Source organism: Humisphaera borealis (assembly GCF_015169395.1).
Lineage (GTDB): Bacteria > Planctomycetota > Phycisphaerae > Tepidisphaerales > Tepidisphaeraceae > Humisphaera > Humisphaera borealis.
In genome coordinates, this window is record NZ_CP063458.1 from 2998411 (window position 1) to 3017903 (window position 19493).

Sequence of the window (19493 nt, forward strand, 5' to 3'; positions counted from 1 at the left end):
CAGTCGCTTATCCGCCGCGATGGTCTTCGGCATCGCGTCGCTGGTGCTGGTGGGTTGGGTCTTCGAGAACGAACTGCTCAAGAGCCTGCTTCACCCGGCCCGCATCGCGATGAACCCGCTCTCGGCGGTCGCGTTCATTCTTTCCGCGGTCGCCGCGCTGCTGCTCGCGGCGCCAGCCGAAGCGGCGCATCGGCGACGATTGCTGATCGACATCATGGCGGCGCTAGTGTTGGCGATCGGACTGGTACAGACCGCCGCCAGTGCCGGGCTTCCGCTGGTGCTGGATCAGGTGCTGTTCCGAAGCCGGCTCGACGGCAACGTCATGGCACCGAACACCGCGTTGGGATTCGCGTTGATCGGCGCAGCCCTGCTGTCGATGGATCGCCGGGTCTTTCGCCGCCGGGTTACCGCCTGGATCACCCTGTGCGCCTTCGCGCTGGCGCTGATGGCGCTGCTGGGCTACGCGTACAACGTAAGTTCGCTGTATCAGTTGCGCGGCTTCATCGCGATGGCGCTGAACACGGCGATCTGCTTCTACGCACTGTCGCTAGCCATCCTCGCCGCCCGGCCGACCCTCCCGCCGATCTCCACGCTGTTGTCGGATTCGATCGGCGGGCTGGTGCTTCGACGACTGCTGCCGGCGGCGATCATCATGCCTTCGCTGGTGGGCTTTGGCGCGCTGTCAGTGGTGCGGCGCGGGGGACTTGATGCCGAGATCGCCGTCCTGATCTTTACCCTCACGACGATCATCGTCTTTGTCGCGCTGACGAGTTGGACCGCCGACCGCCTCTACCGCCTGGACATGGCCAACCGCCTGACAGTCGATCGGCTGCAGCGGGCCGAGGCGGTCTACCACTCGCTCGTCGAAACACTGCCACAGAACATTTTCCGCAAGGACTTCGCCGGCCGGTTCAGTTTCGGCAATCGCAACTTCTGCAAGACCCTCGGCCGCCCGCTGGACCAGATCGTCGGCCGTACCGACTTCGACTTTTACGCGCCCGAACTCGCCGCCCGCTACCGTCACGACGACATGGAGGTTGCCCGCGGCGGGGTTGCCAAGGACGTCGTGGAGGAACACGTCACCCCGGCCGGCAGCCAGCTTTACGTGCAGGTGATCAAGACGCCGGTGCTCGGCCCCGACGGCGTCGTCATCGGCGTGCAGGGAATCTTCTGGGACGTCACCGACCGTGTCGTGGCCCAGCAGATGCTGGAGAAGCGAAACGTCGAGCTGCGCGAAGCCAACGTCCAGCTCGAACGGGCCGTCGGCGCCGAACGCGCCGCCCGCGAGGAACTGCAACGCACCCAGACGCACCTGGTGCAATCCGAAAAGATGGTCGGCCTCGGACAGATGGTGGCCGGCGTCGCGCACGAGATCAACAATCCGCTGGCGTTCGTAAGCAACAACGTCGCCGTTCTTCAGCGCGACGCCCGGAGCTTGGGCCAGGTGATCGACCTTTACCGCAGCGCCGACAAGGATCTGGCCACCGTGCGGCCGGACCTGATGGCCGAGATCGCCGAACTGGCCGAGAACATCGACCTGGGGTACACGCGAAGCAATATCGACGATCTCCTGACGCGGTCGCGGGAGGGGCTCCGCCGCATCCAGCAGATCGTCCGCGATCTTCGCGACTTCGTTCGACTGGACGAAAGCGATCTGCAGGCGGTCGATCTCAATGCCGGCGTTCAAAGCACGCTCAACATCATCAGCGGTCACGCCAAGAAAAAGCAGGTCCAGCTGGAGACGGAACTGGTCGATCTGCCCGCCGTGACCTGTTACCCCGCGAAGGTCAACCAGGTCATCATGAACCTGGTGGGCAACGCGATCGATGCCTCGAAGGAGCACGGGCGCGTTCTGATCCGCACCCGCGGCGGCCCGGACGGGCGATCGGTCATCCTGGAGGTGTCGGACGCCGGGTGCGGCATCCCGCCGGAACTGAAGCAGCGGATCTTCGATCCGTTTTTCACCACCAAGCCGATCGGCCAGGGAACGGGACTGGGATTGAGCATCAGTTACGGAATCGTCCGCGATCACGGCGGCGAGATCGAAGTCGACAGCGAGGTGGGCAATGGCACGACGTTCCGGGTCATTCTCCCCGTGGACGGCCCTAAAGCACGAGCGGGTGAATGAAACGGGCGTGTCTGTTTCCCGGATCGATCGGTATCATTGGAAGCGGTATGCCCAACCCATACGTCTATACCCAGCGGCGGCGCATCCTCATGCAGGTTGTGATGGTTGGTATCTTCGGCCTGACGCTCGCCATGGCAGCGCTGGTCAGCAACGCGCGGAATGCGGCCGAAGCGGTCAAGCTGGGACCTGCCGTCGGGATCGGACGGTATTGGGTTTCGCCGCCGCAGGGGTGGACGCTCAAGCGGAAGTGGGTCACCGTCCTTCCCCCCGTGCCGAGCCTGCAGGCGAATGATCCGGTCGGCGGTCGGGTGCTGGACGTGACGCAGCAGTTTCTGAGTTACGACGTTACGCCGGACTCGTACCTCGACACGTTTCACGGGATCGACGGTGAAAACAGCATTGCGACGCCGATCACGGTCGCCGGTCAGCCGGGCCTGGCGGTATCGGTCGTCAAGCAGCGCCAGGGGGCCGGGTGGAGCAGCACGACGTCGCACCAGTACGCGGTGCTGGTGACGGACCGGCGCCTGGTGCTCCTGGTGGAACTGGAATCGCCGGGCGGGGCGACCACGGCGTCCGACCGCCGGGTCTTCCGCGACGTGGTCGCGTCGATCAAGAACGCCCCGGCGGATGAGCCGGTGCCCGACGAGCCCTGATCCATACTGCGTCTGTACCCTCGTTGTCGTAGACGACTGCAAATAGTGCCCAGCCTCGATTCTTCGTGGACTGGCCACGGCCCCCCTAGGTAAGATGACTCCCTAAACACCGAGGCGTCGGTTGGGTAGCTGTAGGTCGCGGCCGTCACATCTGGTGTTACTGGGTCGCCATTCAACTCGCTGTCGGGTTTCCAGGAGGTTTCAGATGCGCTCAGGCGGCATCCAAGCTAGGTCGGCGCTTTACTGCGCCTGCAGTCTTCTGGCCATTTCGGCGCTGGTCGCCGCGTTCGCGACTAATCCGGCGTCCGGGCAGGCAACGCCCGCCAAGCCCGCGGTACCGGCCGCCCCGGCCGCCAAGCCCGCCACCCGGCCGGTTGCCAAAACGGTCGCACCGCCGACGGTCGAAAGCGCTGTCGCGGCCCTGATCGCCGAGGCCAACGAGCGATTCGTCCCCGACACCAAGCTTCAGATCACCCTCGTCCGCCCGCACCGGGCAGTCGCGCTCCTGCCCCTTTCCGATGCCGCAAAGGTGCTGTCGGCGATGAAGCAGAAGCTGACCGGCGACGCGCTGAAGGATGTTTACATCCGCTATCACCTGATGGACGTGGTGAACCGGGCGCTGCTGACGGCACCGGAGCCGTTCACCGCCGAGCTTCTGGCACTGGCGCCGATGATCCCCGACGACATCGAGATCGAACTGAAGGAGTGGTATGCGTATGACCCTCCCGAAGTCGGCAAGCGGTACCGGCAGTTGATCGATTCGTGCGCGCTGAGCATCGGCTTTCCGCCGTTCAAACGCCGGGTCGATGCGCCGGAATCATTCCAGTACATGGATGGGGTCACGCGGAAGAAGGCCGAGGCAATGTACGCGGAGGCCAAGACGCTCGAAGGCAAGTTCAAAAGCACGATGAGCCAGGAGAACCATGTATACAACTACAAGGTCATCTGGATGAACTGGCTCGTCCGGCAGTACCGGGGCGAACTGCTCTACGCGATGGTGGCCCAGGGGGACAAGAACGCGCTCAACCTGATCACCGACGCGGTCTCCGACGCCGCCAGCCGAAACCCGATCCGCGCCGCCGACCTGATCTCGTTCCTGAACGCCGCCTACTTCAACGGCTTCATGGGCAAGTATGACGACGCCGAGCTGAAGCGCGTCGCGGCCAAGCTGCGATCGGCGGCGGCCGCCAGCGAACGCGCCGCCCGCGACGCCGCCGCCAAGGGGCAAACGCTCAAAGGCTTCCGCTCGCCCGGCCAGGGCCCGACCATGAGCACCGGCTGGATCAACGGCGGCGGCAAATGGCGGCAGGTTCCCGAAGCGCTTTTCACCATCGTCTACGGCATCGAGAATAACCGCGTTCCCAAGCCCATTGCCGCCGACAAGATGGATAGGCCCGAAGTGGCCGGCCTGCTACCGGCGGACAAGCAGGCGGCGAACTGGGAACCGGCATCGGGCCGGCACCGGGCCGAGCCGGCGTCGCGGCCGAGCACAACGCAGCCGGTCATGCCGCAGGACGTCACACTCGAGCTGATCGACGCAGCCGTCGCCCGCGCCATCCCGGCGTTGGAACGTTTCCGCCAGCCCGATGTCGACCTCAACTGGTGCTCGTACATCGCCAAGCGCCTGCCGAGCAACTACTGGTATTCCGACTTCACCTTGCCCGGCCAGGCCGCGCTGACGAGCTGGGCGATGCTCAGTTGCAACGAGCCTTTCAAGGAATCCTGGTTCCAGCGGCGCATCGGTTGGGTGCAGTGCTATGACAGCCCCAACACCTACGACCGCGCCATGCGGCTGATGTTCCTGTCGAACCTGCGCTACCAGGGCATGGACCCCTGGCTCAAGCGCGATGCCGCCTGGCTCATCGACACCATGACCGGCCAGGGAAACTGGGAAGCCCGCAACGTCGGCGTCCGCTCGAATGACTACGGCGACAACGCCAACGGCCAGTACGCCGTCCTGGGCCTCTGGGCCGCCGATCAGGCCGGAATCGACATCCCCATGACCACCTGGCAGAAGGTGGACAACTACTGGCGACTGGCCCAGCGACCGGCCGGCGCTCCTGAAGAAGGCGCCTGGATGGTCGTCAGCACCTCGGCACTTCAGAAAGGCGCCAACCTCAACGCGTTCGCCAACCGTGTCTCGGCCCCGATGACCGCCGGCGGCGTGTTGTCGCTGCACATCGCCGAGATGTTCCTCTACGGCCCCAAGCGGGTGGATGTCGGCCAGACGTTGTCTCCGCAGTTGCTCGCGGGCATCGACTGGCTCGACCGACACTTCAGCCTCGACGAACTCGACGGCGACCAGGACTTTTACTACTACATGTGGACGATCCAGAACGTCGGCCAGGCGACGGGGTTCCGCACGTTTAACAACATCGACTGGTTCCGCGAGGTCACCGCACGCCTGCTCAGCGCCCAGCAGCCCGACGGCACCTGGAAAGGCCCCAAGGGGCAGCACGTTTCGACCAGTTTCGCGTTGCTGTACCTGTCGCGCGCCCGCGGCCCGCTGGCGATCTGCAAGGTGCGGTTCGACCCCACCGCCGGCATCACACCCGGCAAGACCGAAGCGAAGAAAAAGCTCACCGCCAAGGACCTAGCCAAGGTCAACGCCTGGAACAACCGTCCGAACGACCTCTACAACTTCGTCCAGGACATCAGCCGGCAGCTCGAAGTGCCGACCAATTGGCAGATCGCCGACCTCGACCAGTCGGTCTATGAACTGATCGAAAGCCCGGTGCTGTACCTGGCAACCGACAAGGCGTTCAAGTTGCCGGCCGACCAGATCAAGCGTCTTCAGGAGTACGTGGACGCCGGCGGCACGCTGGTCTGCGCGCCCGAAGGCCGCAACCTCACCGCCGCCGTCGGATCGATGAAGGCGCTTGCGGCGGCAATCGTTCCCGGCGTCGAACCTAAGCGGGTCACGGACAACAACCACCCCTACTTCTCGCTCAACGGCAAGATCAAGACCCCGACACCCACGAATATCTACGGCACGGCGACCCGGCCGAAGGTGGTCGTCGTCGAACGCGATCTCAGCCACGACCTGCAGGCCAACAGCACCAAGGAGCGCGACGCTTTCACCTTCCTGATGAACGTCTACCTCTACGCCGCCGGCAAAGACCCCGCCCGCCCGCGGATCGTCACCAACTATCTGACGCAGAAGAACGCGGCGCCGAAAACGAAGATCCCCGTCGCCCGAATCAAGACCGGCGAACCCGAGGCCGAGGCGATCACCATGTCGCAGCTCAAGGCATTCCTGGCGAACAAGAACGATGTCGATCTGGATGTCGCCGACATGCTGCCCGAGGCGATCGTCGGCACCTCGGTCAAGGTTGCCTTCCTGACCGTGACCGCCAACACCACGCTCACCACCGAGCAAGGCGAAGCCTTGCGCAAGTGGGTGGACGCGGGTGGAACGCTCTGGGTCGACGCGCTGGCCGGCAGCTCCGCGGCACTCGACCGCATGGAAACCGTGCTGGCCGGGCTGAAGGTGACGTCGAGCGACCTTAAGCCGATGGCCGAAAACGCGATCGTGACCGGGGAAGGGCTCTATCGCGGGTACGACGCCGCCGACGGCAAGCCGCTCCGCCTGTTCCGGAACGAGCGCAATGACCGCATCACGCTGAATGCACTCTTCATCGGCGGCGAACCGCCGAAGTCAGACAATGTCGCGGCCGATGCGGCAGTCACCGCATCGCCGGATGCCCCGGCGACGCCCGCCACTTCACCCGCGGCAGCACCGGCAACACCAGCAGTACCGGCGACCAAGCCGGCGACGGCACCCGCCGCGCCGGTCGCCGTCGCACCTGTCGCGCCGAAGGCTTCGGCCCCGGCCGAACCGACGGCGGAACCGGAACCGGGTCCGGCGGTGGCGGCCAAGTGGCTTGCGGGCGAGCCGGCGGCCCCGGCCACCAAGCCGGCCGTCAAGCCGGCACCGGCGACAAAGCCCGTAGTCGCTGTCGCCACCACGAAGCCCGCGACGAACCCAGCGGCGACAAAGCCGGTCGTCGTCGTACCCCCCGCACCGCCGCCTGCCCGGCCGGCGATCATCGTCTGCCGCGGCGACATCATGACCGGTGTCGCCGGCATGAATCACTGGGGCATCGCCGGCTACACCCCGGCGACGGCGCGGGAACTGGTGGCGAACACCGTGATCCAGTTCGTCCCCCCGCCGCCCAAACCCGCGGCGACCATGCCCGCCACGGCACCGGCTACCAAGCCGATCGCCCGGCCGACAACCAAGCCCGCAGCCCCCACGGCGGCGGCGAAGTGAGACAAAACGCCTTCCTCCGGTTCTCCGGAGGACGGGGATATTCCATGACCACCCTTCTACGACGACTGTTTGTTGCCGTCCTGCTCGTCCGCGCCACCACCCCCGCGTCCGCCGCCGATGCAACGCGCGTCATCGAGGCCGACCTTCTCGTCGTCGGCGGGAATGAATCCGCCGTCGCGGCGGCGGTGCAGGCGTCGCGGCTGGGGGTGAAGAAGGTCGTGCTGGTCAATGACATCGACTGGCTCGGCGGACAATTCAGCGCCGAAGGCGTGGGCAATGTTGACGAGTGGACCACCGTCAACGGCAAACGCGTCGACTTCCCCCGTTCCGGCCTGTTTCTCGAAGTCGTCCAAGCGATCCAGAAGTTCAACCGCGACACCTACGGCACCGCCGAGCCGGCCAACAGCTTCTGTGCCCGCCTGACAATCGAACCGGCCGCTGCCGCCAAAATCTTCGACGCACTGGTTGAACCCGAAATCAAATCCGGCCGACTGCGCATCGAGCGCGGCTACACGCCCGTCGCCACCGGGCTCGAAGGCAGCCGTCTGGCCAGCGTTACATTTGCCCGGGGCGAGCAGAAGCTTCAAGTGACGGCCCGGCTGACCATCGACGCCAGCGACTGGGGCGACGTCATCCGCCTGAGCGGCGCGAAGTACAGTGCCGGACCCGACCCCAGGTCGCGATTCAACGAGCCGAGTGCGCCGACGACGATCGATGAATCGAACCGGCGGGAAATGAACCCGCTGACCTACTGCGTCGTCGTGCGCGGCAAAGGCGATCAGGACGATCCGTCGCAGATCGTTCCGAAGCCGCCGGGTTTTGATGTTCGGCGGTACTTCGGCGTCAGCCGGGAAACAAAAGCCCAGTTCACCGGTGTGGGCTGGCCGAAGAAGACCTTGTTCATGAACGTGCCGGCCTTTGCCGACACGAAGCACGAGGCCGGGCCCTACTCGCCGCCGGTCAACGTCTACACCCATCGCCGCGTCGTTGATGCCGTCCATCGCGGCCTGCCGTATGCCAGGGAATGCCTCTTCTTCAATTGGCCGGTGCAGGACTATCCGCTGGACGTCTGGCCGAAACCGGTCTGTGACCTGCTGGAGGCAACGGAAAAGGGCGCTTCGCTGAAGAACATCGTCGACCTGAGCCCAAGCCAGCGGCAGATCGTGTTCGAAGACGCCAAGCGGCACGCGCTGGGAATGCTGCACCACCTGCAGACGATCGAGCCGCGTTTCGCGAGGCTGAAGTTGACCGATGAATTCGGGACGCCGGACCGGCTCCCGCCCAAGCCCTACATCCGCGAGGGGCTGCGTCTTGAAGCGATGACGATGCTCCGCGAGCAGGATCTTCGAACGCCGCACGAGGAGCCGCGCTGGGCGAAGTTCATGCCCGCCGACGGCGTCTTCGGCTTTCAGTTCAACATCGACTTCCACCCGACCCGCCGACAGTTCCTGAACGACGACGCCGCCGGGCCCTGGGCGACCATCCACACCGCGACCCGCAACTGGAGCACACACACCGACCGCGGCGTTTTCCCGCTGCGCGGGCTTATACCCGTCGAACGCGACGGCCTGCTCGGTGCCTCCAAGAACATCGGATACAGCAGCATCGTCAGCAGCGCCCTGCGGCTGCACGGGCAGATGATGCTCTGCGGCCAGGCCAGTGGAGCCGTCGCCTCGCTCTGCCTGGCGGAAAACATCCAACCGCGGCAGCTCTCCGCCGACGGCAAAATGGTACGACGGCTTCAAAAGTCCCTCGCGGACGGATCGAAACACCCGGGCGTCCTCCTCTGGCCGTACCACGACCTGCCCGTCGGTGATCCCGCCTTCGAATCGGCGACACTTCTCACGCAGTCCGGAATCTGGGAGGCCGACCCCGACAGCGTGATGTTCTCGCCCAACCAACCCATCACCGACGACGCCTGGAAAGCCGCGACGGACCGCGCCAAGGCCTACTTGAAGGTGAAAGAGTTCCCCGCCCGCCCGGCAAGCCGTGGCGAAGCCGTTCGGGCGATCTTCTCGGCGATCGATTTTGAAGCGATTCCCCTCAGGAAGGACAAACGGCCGGAGTGATTCGGGACAGGCGATGCAGGTGCCACGGGTCGCGGTACTCCGAGACCCGTGCGGCGCATGGCTCCAACCGGCATGGATCACCGGCGTACCGGCGACCTGATAGCACCAGGCATTACTCCTTTGCCTTCAACCGCTCGCGGATGATGTCCCACGCCGCCGGCGGTTGCCCGCACGCCAGGCCCGTGTGGTCGGCGGTGACGACGACAAAGTCGGCCACCCCATCCAGCTTGGCGCTCTCGATCGTCACCGGCCCGTCGCACTCGGCCGCGGTCTTATGAAGCTCTTCGGCCTTGGCGACCAGGCTCTGCTGCGCCTGTCGCAATCCCCAGACGTTCTTCGGCATCCAGTCGGCCGTGCAGGCCACCCAGTCAGCGCCGACTTCCCGCACCGCGCTGCGGTTGCCCGCGACGATGGTGTACTGAACCCCCTTGCGCCTCGGCTGCGCGTTCAGCGACGTCAGCAGCGCCGATCCCGGCTGCAGATCGGTTGCCGCTTCTCCGTTGCCGTCCTCAGTGAGCTTCGACCAGGTCCAGTTGCCGTCGCGCTGGCACACCTTGTACTGCGAGTTCCATTCGGTCGCCCAGCGCCAGCCGGTCCAGGTGGAACCGTGGTTCGGCGTGCCGAGCATGATCAGTCGCTCCACTCCGCCGCGATAGCCGACGCCCTCGACATAGTGACGGGCAACCAGACCGCCCATGCTGTGCGCGATGATCGACACCGGTTTGGCGGCCGGGTACTGCATGCGCCAGTCGGCCAGACCGTCGGCAAGCAGCATCCCCGACTCGGCGATCGGCCCGTCATCGGGATAGGCAAAAGAACCGACCTGATAGCCTTCCTGTTGCAGCAGTTTGACCATCGTCCCCCACATGTGATTGTCGCTGTCCAGACCGTGGATGAGGACGACCAGTGGCTTGGCCGGGTCGTACTGCGCCGGGATAAGCAGGCCATGACGGTCGCTCTTGGGCGTCGCGGCGTTACCGGTGAGCAAGAGCCTCGTCGTTCGACGCATCGCCCAGGCATCGCCGGGAATGGCGGATCGGTCAACGCGAACACACAGTGCCCCGCCTTCGACAACCGCGCGGCAACCGGGTGCCAGGGCATCGGTCAGTTGACGGCAGAACCGGGTCGCGTTGTCGCCCCGGAGATCGATCGTGCTGAACGGTAACGGGATCGCCGGGGCACCCAGGTCTTTTCCGAGCGTGCTGACCAGCTGCTCGACCGACACCTGTCCGTCGTTCAGCGGAATGACCCGCTCCTTCACTTCCGCGCGCGCCGGCAATGCCAGCGATCCACACGACAGTACACCCAGTACGACAGATTTCAGAAGACGCTTCATACAACGCACCTTCCCTGACTGACATCGGATTGCGGCCATCGTTGGTCACGGCGCAAGATCGCCACGGGCGGCAATGCTCGCCGCCCGTGGCGCTTCGTTGGTTGCATTCATCGGCACACGACCTGTGCCGGCTCAACTTCGTTCGCGTGCTGCTTACTTCGCAGCCAGCGCCTTCTCGACGGCGGCGTCGATGTTGGCATCGTTGCCGGAACCGACGAACACGTTGCTGACCTTGCCGTCACGGCCGACAACAACCGTCGTCGGGATACCCTGCACGAGGTACGCGCCCATCGTCGCGCCCTGGGCGTCCATCGGGATGGTCAGGTTCTTCAGGCCCTTGCTGTCGATGAACTTCTCGACCGTCGGGGCCTTCTCGCGGGCGTTCACCGCGTAGACGACCAGGCCCTTTTCAGTCAGCGCCTTCTTGCCGGCCAGTTCGTTCACGTGCGGAAGCGACTTCACGCACGGGGGGCACCAGGTCGCCCAGAAGTCGATCAGCACAACCTTGCCCTTCTGATCCGACAGCTTGGCCGACTTGCCATCAACCGTCTTGAGATCGAAGTCGGGAGCGGCCTTGCCCACCAGACTCTTGGTGTCGTTCTCCGCCGCCGAAACGGACGAGGGGAGGAACGAAGCCGTCACGCCGGCCGCAGCCACGAGGGCCAGGGTCGAACCGATAAAGCCACGACGAGAAAAGAATGAGGACATATTGTCTCCGCGAGAGGTAAGTTGGCAGCGGCGAGTCCGCGGCCGAAAGTCCGGTGGGCGTAACCCAAGCCGAACGGCAATTATTCCGCCAGGTTCGCCTGTCGGGTAGTGAGCAAACTAAAGAATCCTATAAGTGCCAAAAGTCGCAACGGCGGCCCAAGCAACAATCGGAAATTAATCATTTTCCGTGGTTTGACGGCGTCTCTCCGCCGGTGCAAGACGGTCATCCTATAAGTGAAACGCCTTGCCCGCGGTTTAGTTGAACGGCATTGTGATGCGGGTTTCCAACCTGCACCCCCGCCGCACAAACGCGGTTGGTGCGTCGGCGAAGAGGGTCACGCGCCGGCCAGCTTCATGAACCATTGCGACAGCCAGGCCGGCCAAAGCAGCAGGATGGCGATTCCCACCGCCGAGCTGATGCCGAACAGCAGTCCAACCCGCCAGGCCAGTACCCGGCTCCCCAAAAACAGCACCGCACCCGCCTTGAACGCCAGGTTCGACATCGCCGCGATCAGGATGACCCGCCAGCCGGTTTCCGTCGCGATCCGCCCTTCGTTGACCAGGCCGGCGGTCGAGAGGGTGATGGCGTCCATATCGGTCAGTCCCGAAAACACCGCAACGCCATAAAGCGCCTGATCACCGAAGTAGTTTTTGGCCGCAGCGACCGCCAGCAGTACCGCCGCGTACAGCAATGCGAACAGCAACGCGGCTTTAAGCTCGGCGGGGTTGTTCGGTTCGGGCAGGTCCACCGGGTCGGCCCGATGCCGCCAGAAGAAGATCCCGGCGATACCGAGCATGACCAAGGCCAGTGTCGCCAGCGGCGGAGCGATCGCGGGCGCGACCTTCGGCGCGACGACGACGACTTCGCCGACGACGCGGAACATCGACACCGCCGACGCAATGATGATGACGAGTGTGGCGAGCCCGATGAGGCTGCCGGCACCGGGCGCGTTTCGGTCGGCATCGCGCGATCGACGTGCGTAGCTCACCGTGGTGGCGGTGCTTGAGATCAGCCCGCCGAGCAGGCCACCCAGCAGGGTTCCGGCCCTGCCACCGAACATCTTGAAGGCGACATAGCCACCCAGGCTGATCGCCACGATGAGCACGACGACGAGCCAAATCTGTTTTGGGTTCAGTACCGCCAGCGGGCCGTAGGTCCTGTCCGGAAGCACCGGCAGGACCACCAGCGCGATCAGCACGAAGCGCATGATGGCGGTGATATCGGTCGGGCCGATGCGCTTGACGAACGCGTGCAGCGGCTCTTTCCAGTGCAGCAGCAGCGCCGTGGCACCGCCGGCCACCACCCCCAGCGCGGTGTATCCGACGGCGATGTAAGCGGCGATCGCAAAGACCGCCAGCCCGGCGACCTCGGTCGTCAGCCCCAGTTCCTTGTCGCTGAACCGGGCTTCGGTCCAGTGCCCCACCGCCAGCAGCGCCGCCACGCCGATTGCGCCCGCCGCGATGACCCAGCCGCCGGCCACCGGCGACGTCAGCCCGCACACGGCACCGGCCAGCGCGATCAGGGCGAACGTGCGAATGCCGGCGGTTGCCGAGGCGGCGCGCTCGCGCTCGAGCCCGACGAGCAGGCCGAGTCCCAGTGCGATGCCGAGCTTGGTCAGCGCGGTGGAGAGTTCCATGAATGCAACAAATGTACGCGATTCGGAGCGATCAGGTTTTCCGGCGGATCATGCCTGTTCGGACCCTCGGCACGCCGCTACATTACCGCCGGATCGGTCAAACCCTGCACGGTTCGCAGGATTGACCGAAGAACCTGCGACCCGGTCGCGGGGCTCCCGTTTCGAAAACCACCCGGAAACACCGGAGAACGCCATGCTCGTCGCCAAAAACACCGTCGTCAGTTTCGACTACACCCTGACCGATACGCAGGGTGCGGTCCTCGATTCCTCGCAGGGCGGCGAGCCATTGAGCTACCTGCACGGGGCCGGCGGCATCATTCCCGGGCTCGAAAGCCAGATGGAAGGCAAGAGCGTCGGCGACGCGTTCAAGGCCACCGTCGCCCCGGAAGACGCCTACGGCATTCGTCGGGAGGACCTGGTCGCCCCGGTGTCGCGGCAGGCGTTCAAGGGCATCGCCGACATCAAGCCGGGCATGCAGTTCCAGGCCAACACCCAGCAAGGGCCGCGCGTGGTGACGGTCGTCGCCGTCGAAGGCGACGAAGTGACGATTGACGCCAACCACGAACTGGCCGGCAAGACGCTGGTGTTCGATGTGAAAGTGGTGAGCGTTCGCGAAGCGTCGCAGGACGAACTGGCCCACGGCCATGCGCACGGCCCGGGCGGGCATCATCACTAGGCTCTGTCTAATGGATGCCAAGTTCGGCGCTCGTTAGGAATTGCGCTTTCTATTATTGCATGCCATGCTGCCTCCACACGGAGGTTCTGATGGCTCGCTACGAAATCACGGACGATCAATGGGCCCTTCTCAAGGACCTGTTTCCCAGGCAGGCTCGCGGCGGCAAGTGGCTCAATCATCGCACCGTCCTCAACGGCATGCTCTGGATTCTCCGCTCGGGCGCTCCTTGGCGTGACCTGCCCGAACGCTACGGCAAGTTCGGAACGGTCAACCAACGCTTCAACCGCTGGCGTCGCGACGGCACCTTCGACAAGATCCTCAAGGCCCTTCAGATCCGACTGGACAAGGCCGGCAAGATCGACTGGGACCTGTGGCTGGTCGACGGCACGAACATCCGCGCCGGCCGGGCCGCGGCCGGTGCTCGCAAAAAAAGCACCCGCTCGACACCCTCGAACCCGACGACCACCATTTGGGCCGCAGCCGCGGCGGATGGGGATCGAAACTCCACCTGGTTACTGACGGCAAGGGCCTTATCCTCGGAGCCACCCTCACGGCCGGTCAGACGCACGAATCGACGCAACTCCACAACCTGATCCACAGTGTCCGCAGACCTCGTCGGATCGGCTGGCCCGATCAACTGGCAGGCGACAAGGGATACAGCTACGAATCAACTCGCGAGTTCCTCAAAGACTGCGGCATCGAGCCGGTCATCCCGCGAAAGAGCAACCAGAAACGCCCCATAGGCGAACGTTTCGACAAGAAAACCTACCGGAAACGATCCCGCATCGAGCAGGCCGTGGGCTGGTTGAAAGAGTGCCGGAGACTGGCCACCCGGTACGAAAAGCTCGGACTAAGCTTCCTTGGCTTCGTAAAACTCGGAATCATGCTGAAATACTTGAGGATTCTGGGTCCATTAGACAGAGCCTAGTAGGGTCCGCCTTGGCGGACGCTCGGACTACCCTCGATCTTCCATCCTCGATTCCCTCGGCTTCCGCGTCCGCCAAGGCGGACCTTACGGAATCTCATTTCGGCAACTTGATCGAATCCACAATCTTCTCGAACGTGGGCTGGTGCTTGCTCCAGACGGTGGCGTCGGCCGCGACCTGCACCTGTAGACGCGATCCCTTCTTGAGGGGTATCAGGATCGACCATTGCTGGACGGGAACATTCCCCTCGCTGACACTGACGCTGTTGTTGTATTCGATGCGGGTGTATTTGAAGCCCGCCGGATGGTCGACAACGCCGCTGTTGCGGAGCTTGTAGTCGTCCTTCGAAGCGGCCAGAAGGGCCGCGTTTTCGGCGAGTTCCTCGTCGATCGCCTTTTCCCCTTGGGTTGACTGGATTCGTAGAAACACGTTGGGCTCCCAGTCGCCGTCGCGGGCGGCGGTGACGTTTACCCCACTTCCGTCCGGCGTCTTGGTGATCTTCCAATCCGCAGGGTACTGGAACGACACGCCATTGAGTTCGGCGGTCGCCATCGAAGCAGCGGCAGCGGGCGCAGTGGCCGGGCCGGCGGCGGGTTTGTCCTTGCAGCCGCTCACGCCCGCAAGAGCGAAGGAGCAGGCCAGAAGCAGAGCGGTCCCGGCGGGCGAGCGGTGTCTTGTCGGCATGTGTTGGTTTGAAAAAGGCGGTGGAGATCCTCGATCCAGTCCGCGTTCGACGCGGCGGGCTCAGCGTAATCCGCGCGGTGACCCGGAGCAAGGGAACACCGGGGCCAGGGAACATCGGGGCAAGCGACCATCGAAGATCGGACGTCCGACGTCGAACGACGAACGTCGGAAATCTCTCTTCTCGCCCTTTTAGCGCCATCCCCGAAGGGGTGGGCTTCGGCGCGCGACGTACGGTGGATCTGACCGTCTCACGCGCCGTCCACTCCGCACCCAAAACCACTCCGATCGCATTTCCGGATTGCTCGCGGGAAACTGTCGCGACCCCTTCGGTTGTCCTGCGAAATTTGGTACAATTTCCGGACTCCCCACAGCGGCAATTCGAGGTGCCGGCGGGACTGATTTTCGACTGATTTCCTATGGCAGAAACCACCCCCCCGACGGACGCCAATGCCGCCCCGCAGCCGGAGCGCATTGAGGATTTGCGGATCGAGCAGGAGCTCCAGGACAGCTACCTGACCTACGCCATGAGCACCATCATGGACCGGGCGCTGCCCGACGTCCGTGACGGGCTCAAGCCGTCCCAGCGCCGCATCCTGGTCGCGATGAACGACCTGGGCCTCGGACCCCGCGCCAAACACCGTAAGTGCGCCAAGATCGCCGGCGATACCTCGGGTAACTACCACCCCCACGGCGAAGCGGTCATCTACCCCACGCTCGTCCGCCTGGCACAGGACTGGACGCTGCGGTCCACGCTCATCGACGGACAAGGGAACTTCGGCAGCACCGACGGCGACCCCCCGGCCGCCATGCGTTACACCGAAGCCCGCATGACCGGCGTCGCCATGGAGCTCATGGCGGACATGGAGTACGACACGGTCGACTTCATCTCCAACTACGACGAAACGCGCGAAGAGCCGACCGTCTTCCCCAGCAAGTTCCCGAACCTGCTGGTCAACGGCTCCACCGGCATCGCCGTCGGCATGGCATGCAACCTGCTGCCGCACAACCCCAGCGAGATCTGCGACGCGATCGTCAAGGTCATCGATAATCCCGACGTCACCCTCGCCGAGTTGATGGAAGTCGTCCCCGGTCCGGACTTCCCGACCGGCGGCATCATCTGCGGCCGCGACGGCATCATCGACGGCTACCGCAGCGGCCGCGGCAAGGTCACGTTGCGTGCGAAAGTGGAGGTCGAAGAGCAGGGCAAGGGGCAGCGGCCGATCGTCGTCATCTCGGAGCTGCCCTACGGGATCATCCGCAAGACGATCATGGAATCGATCGCGTCGAACGTGAAAGACGGCGTGATTAACGACGTTTCCGACTGCAACGACCACTCCGGTCGCGAGCACAAGGTGCGGATTGTGGTCGATCTGAAGCGCGACGCTGACCCGCAGGTGGTGATCAACCAGCTCTACAAGCACACGCCGTGTCAGATCACCGTAAGCATGATCAACATCGCGCTGGTGAACCGCCAGCCGAGGACGATGGGGCTCAAGGAGCTCATCTTCCACTTCATCGAGCACCGCAAGGTGGTCATCACCCGGCGGACCAAGTTCCTGCTCCGCCGGGCGCAGCAGGCGGCCCATATCCTGGAAGGCAAGATCTTTGCCGTCTGCGACATTGACGAAGTCATCAAGCTGATCCGCAGCAGCAAGACGCGCGACGAGGCAATCCAGAAGTTGAAGGAGCGGGCGTTCCGGATTTCCGCCGACCACCCGTTCGCGCCCCGCATTCCGCAGAAGCTGCTCGACCGCGCGGCCGATCGTGGTGTGTTGCTGTCGGATGCCCAGGCCAAGGCGATCGGTGCGCTGCAGCTCATCCAGCTCGTCGGGCTGGAAATCGAACGCCTTGTCGATGAATACCGCACGCTGATGGACGAGATCGAAGGCTACCTCAAGATCCTCGGCGACGAGCGCGAGGTGATGGCGATCATCCGCGCCGACACGGTCATGCTGAAGGAGAAGTACGGCGACGAGCGGCGCACCAAGATCGAAGGCGCTGCGACCGACATGAACATGGAAGACCTGATCGCCCAGGAAGACATGATCGTGACCGTCTCGCACGAGGGTTACATCAAGCGTCTGCCGGCGACGACCTACCGCGCCCAGGGCCGCGGCGGACGGGGCATTCGCGGGACCGAATCGCGCGAAGGCGACTTCGTCGAGCAGCTCTTCGTCGCCAACACGCACGACCACCTGCTCTTCTTTACCAACAAGGGCCGGGTGTACGAGCGCAAGGTCTACAACGTGCCGCAGGGCAGCCGCACGAGCATGGGCCGCAGCGTCGCGCAGCTGCTGGAGTTCCAGCCCGGCGAGAAGCTGGCCAACACGCTGGCGGTGAAGGACCTGAGCAAGGAAGAACAGTTCCTGCTGTTCGCCACCTGCCGCGGCGTCGTGAAAAAGACGCCGCTCTCGGCGTTCGCCAACATCCGCAACAACGGCATCATCGCGATCAGCCTCGACGAAGGCACCGAAGGCGAGAATGCCACCGGCAGCGACGAGCTGGTCGGCGTGCAGATCACCAACGGCAAGGACGACGTCATCCTCGGCACCAAGTCGGGGTTGGCGATCCGGTTCAGCGAAGAAGACATTCGCTCCATGGGCCGAACGGCCGGCGGTGTGACGGGTGCCCGCTTCAAGCGCGAGAACGACGAAGTCATCGCGATGATCGTCGTCGGCGACGACCAGCGCCAGTGCAAGATGCTGACCGCAACCGCCAACGGTTACGGCAAGCGAACCCCGCTGGAAGACTACCCGGTCAAGGGTCGCGGCACGCGCGGCGTGATTAACATCGACACCTCCGAGCGCAACGGCGACGTCGTGTCGATCAAGCTCGTCAACGACACCGACGAGGTCATCTTCATCACCCAGAAGGGCATCCTGATGCGGACCCGCGTCGCCGAGGTCCGGGAGACCGGCCGCAACGCACAAGGTGTACGGCTCATAAAGGTCGACGAAGGGGATCGGCTGGTCGCGATGGCGAAGGTCGATCCGAGCGAGGCCGCCGAGGAAAGTGCAACGGGTGAAACGCCCGTGACTGACGCCGCGACGGACGGTACGGCGACGGATACGACCGCACCGAACCAGACACCTCCCGACGAACCCGGTGAAGCAATCGATCCGGTCGATCCCGAGGCATGATCTGTAACCGTGGACGAGAAAACGCGCTCCGCTTTGCGTCGCGGCTAACGGTGTGGAAACACTCGGTTAGCCGCGACGCAAAGCGGAGCGCGTTCTTTCCCCCATCGACGTTCAACCCTGCGGTTTGAACTCTTCCGGCTTGGGCAGGTCTTTCAAGCTGTTCAGTCCGAACAACTCCAGGAACCGCTTGGTGGTGCCGTACAGAATCGGTCGGCCGGGTTCTTCGGCGCGGCCGGCGATCTTGACCAGGTGCTTTTCCATCAGGCTGCGGATCGTCTCGCCGCACGCCACGCCGCGGATCGCTTCGACATCGGCCCGCAGGATCGGCTGCTTGTACGCGATGATGGAGAGCGTCTCGAGCGCCGCCTTGGTGAGCTTGGCGTCGGCTTCCTTCTGGTGGAGCCGCCGCAGGGCTTCTCCGTGCTCGGGCAGGGTCAGGATCTGGTAGCCCCCCGCCACCTGCTCGATGCGGAACGATCGGCCGGACTGTTCGTACGATTCGTTGAGTGCCTGGACGGCGTTGCGGATGGCGCGGATGGAGCCGGCGCCCATGATCTCGTTCAACCGGGCCGGCGTCAGCGGGTGATGCGTGCTCATGAGCAACGCTTCGAGCGTCGCCATGGAAACGTCAACGTCGCCGCCGGCCGAGTCGCTGTCGTCGGCCTCGGGGTTTTCCTGCGGTGGAATGACGCCGTCGGTCATGTCGTCGGAGGAAGTCACAGCGGCAACGGCGTCGGTGGCGTCGAGGTCGGTGGATCGCGTCGAGTCTTCGACGACCGCATCGCCGGAGGATGACACCTGGGTTTCCCGGTCGTCTCCAGGTTCCCCTTCGGATAAGCCAAACTCGGGCACTGCAATGACCTGCGTTTTGCTGCTCATGGGCATCCTTGCCTTGCGCGATCGCCGCCCGTTTGAGCCCGTCGTTGCTGTCGCGGCCTGACGCTTCAGGTCGCTGAGCACGCTGGGTTCGTTTTCGGCGCCGTCGGCGCGAACTTCGTCGAGTTCCACATCCGGTTCGTCCCGGACCAATCGCATGAGCATGTTGACGTCTCCGAAATCGGCGGCAAATCGCCGCGTCATCGGAAGGTCATCGGCCATGCGAACCCGGACCGGCCAATAATGCTTCGCCTGGCCCGGTTCCACCGGCGTCGAAGCGCTCGGTAGTCTACATGGGTCCGGAAAGGGTTGCGAGAGAAAGGGTTGGCGTTTTTGCGGGTAAATTTTCGCGTCGCCCGGTCACGAAAACGACTCAACTTCCGAGCC

Annotated in this window: 11 protein-coding genes and 1 pseudogene; 7 read left to right on the forward strand and 5 right to left on the reverse strand. The window is 64.4% G+C overall.

What is annotated here, in order from left to right:
- Positions 1-19: 19 nt before the first annotated feature.
- The 4 genes from IPV69_RS11140 to IPV69_RS11155 all read left to right on the forward strand — a co-directional run bounded on the left by IPV69_RS11140 (position 20) and on the right by IPV69_RS11155 (position 9123).
- Complete coding sequence (locus tag IPV69_RS11140; RefSeq protein ID WP_206295182.1) at positions 20-2128, forward strand: PAS domain-containing sensor histidine kinase; 2109 nt, start codon at positions 20-22, stop codon at positions 2126-2128.
- Between the two features lie 47 nt (positions 2129-2175).
- A complete protein-coding gene (locus IPV69_RS11145) occupies positions 2176-2781 on the forward strand; it encodes a hypothetical protein (RefSeq protein WP_206295183.1) in 606 nt (201 codons plus the stop codon).
- A gap of 205 nt (positions 2782-2986) precedes the next feature.
- Positions 2987-7054 carry a DUF4159 domain-containing protein gene (locus IPV69_RS11150; RefSeq protein WP_206295184.1) on the forward strand — a complete coding sequence of 1356 codons (4068 nt, stop codon included), beginning with the start codon at positions 2987-2989 and terminating at the stop codon, positions 7052-7054.
- A 44-nt stretch (positions 7055-7098) separates the two neighbouring features.
- A complete protein-coding gene (locus IPV69_RS11155; RefSeq protein ID WP_206295185.1) occupies positions 7099-9123 on the forward strand; it encodes an FAD-dependent oxidoreductase in 2025 nt (674 codons plus the stop codon).
- Between the two features lie 112 nt (positions 9124-9235).
- On the opposite strand, the gene IPV69_RS11160 is transcribed toward IPV69_RS11155, so the two are convergent.
- The 3 genes from IPV69_RS11160 to IPV69_RS11170 all read right to left on the reverse strand — a co-directional run bounded on the left by IPV69_RS11160 (position 9236) and on the right by IPV69_RS11170 (position 12804).
- Positions 9236-10459, reverse strand: coding sequence for an esterase/lipase family protein (locus IPV69_RS11160; protein WP_206295186.1), 1224 nt, complete (start codon positions 10457-10459; stop codon positions 9236-9238).
- Positions 10460-10612: 153 nt separating this feature from the next.
- Positions 10613-11167 (reverse strand): TlpA family protein disulfide reductase, encoded by a 555-nt coding sequence (locus IPV69_RS11165; protein WP_206295187.1) that lies wholly within the window; start codon positions 11165-11167, stop codon positions 10613-10615.
- Positions 11168-11502: 335 nt separating this feature from the next.
- Positions 11503-12804, reverse strand: coding sequence for an MgtC/SapB family protein (locus IPV69_RS11170; protein ID WP_206295188.1), 1302 nt, complete (start codon positions 12802-12804; stop codon positions 11503-11505).
- A 193-nt stretch (positions 12805-12997) separates the two neighbouring features.
- Here IPV69_RS11170 and IPV69_RS11175 point away from each other — a divergent pair, with 193 nt between their 5' ends.
- Positions 12998-13480, forward strand: coding sequence for an FKBP-type peptidyl-prolyl cis-trans isomerase (locus IPV69_RS11175; RefSeq protein ID WP_206295189.1), 483 nt, complete (start codon positions 12998-13000; stop codon positions 13478-13480).
- An 86-nt stretch (positions 13481-13566) separates the two neighbouring features.
- A pseudogene (locus tag IPV69_RS11180) lies at positions 13567-14408 on the forward strand (IS5 family transposase).
- Positions 14409-14502: 94 nt separating this feature from the next.
- On the opposite strand, the gene IPV69_RS11185 reads toward IPV69_RS11180, so the two are convergent.
- Positions 14503-15090 carry a hypothetical protein gene (locus IPV69_RS11185; RefSeq protein WP_206295190.1) on the reverse strand — a complete coding sequence of 196 codons (588 nt, stop codon included), beginning with the start codon at positions 15088-15090 and terminating at the stop codon, positions 14503-14505.
- A gap of 416 nt (positions 15091-15506) precedes the next feature.
- On the opposite strand from IPV69_RS11185, the gene gyrA reads away from it, so the two are divergent.
- Positions 15507-18230: a DNA gyrase subunit A gene (gene gyrA / locus IPV69_RS11190; RefSeq protein ID WP_206295191.1), complete on the forward strand. Its 2724-nt coding sequence runs from the start codon at positions 15507-15509 to the stop codon at positions 18228-18230.
- A 111-nt stretch (positions 18231-18341) separates the two neighbouring features.
- Here the strand turns inward: gyrA and scpB are convergent, their stop codons facing one another.
- Positions 18342-19328 (reverse strand): SMC-Scp complex subunit ScpB, encoded by a 987-nt coding sequence (scpB, locus tag IPV69_RS11195; RefSeq protein ID WP_206295192.1) that lies wholly within the window; start codon positions 19326-19328, stop codon positions 18342-18344.
- Between the last annotated feature and the right edge of the window lie 165 nt (positions 19329-19493).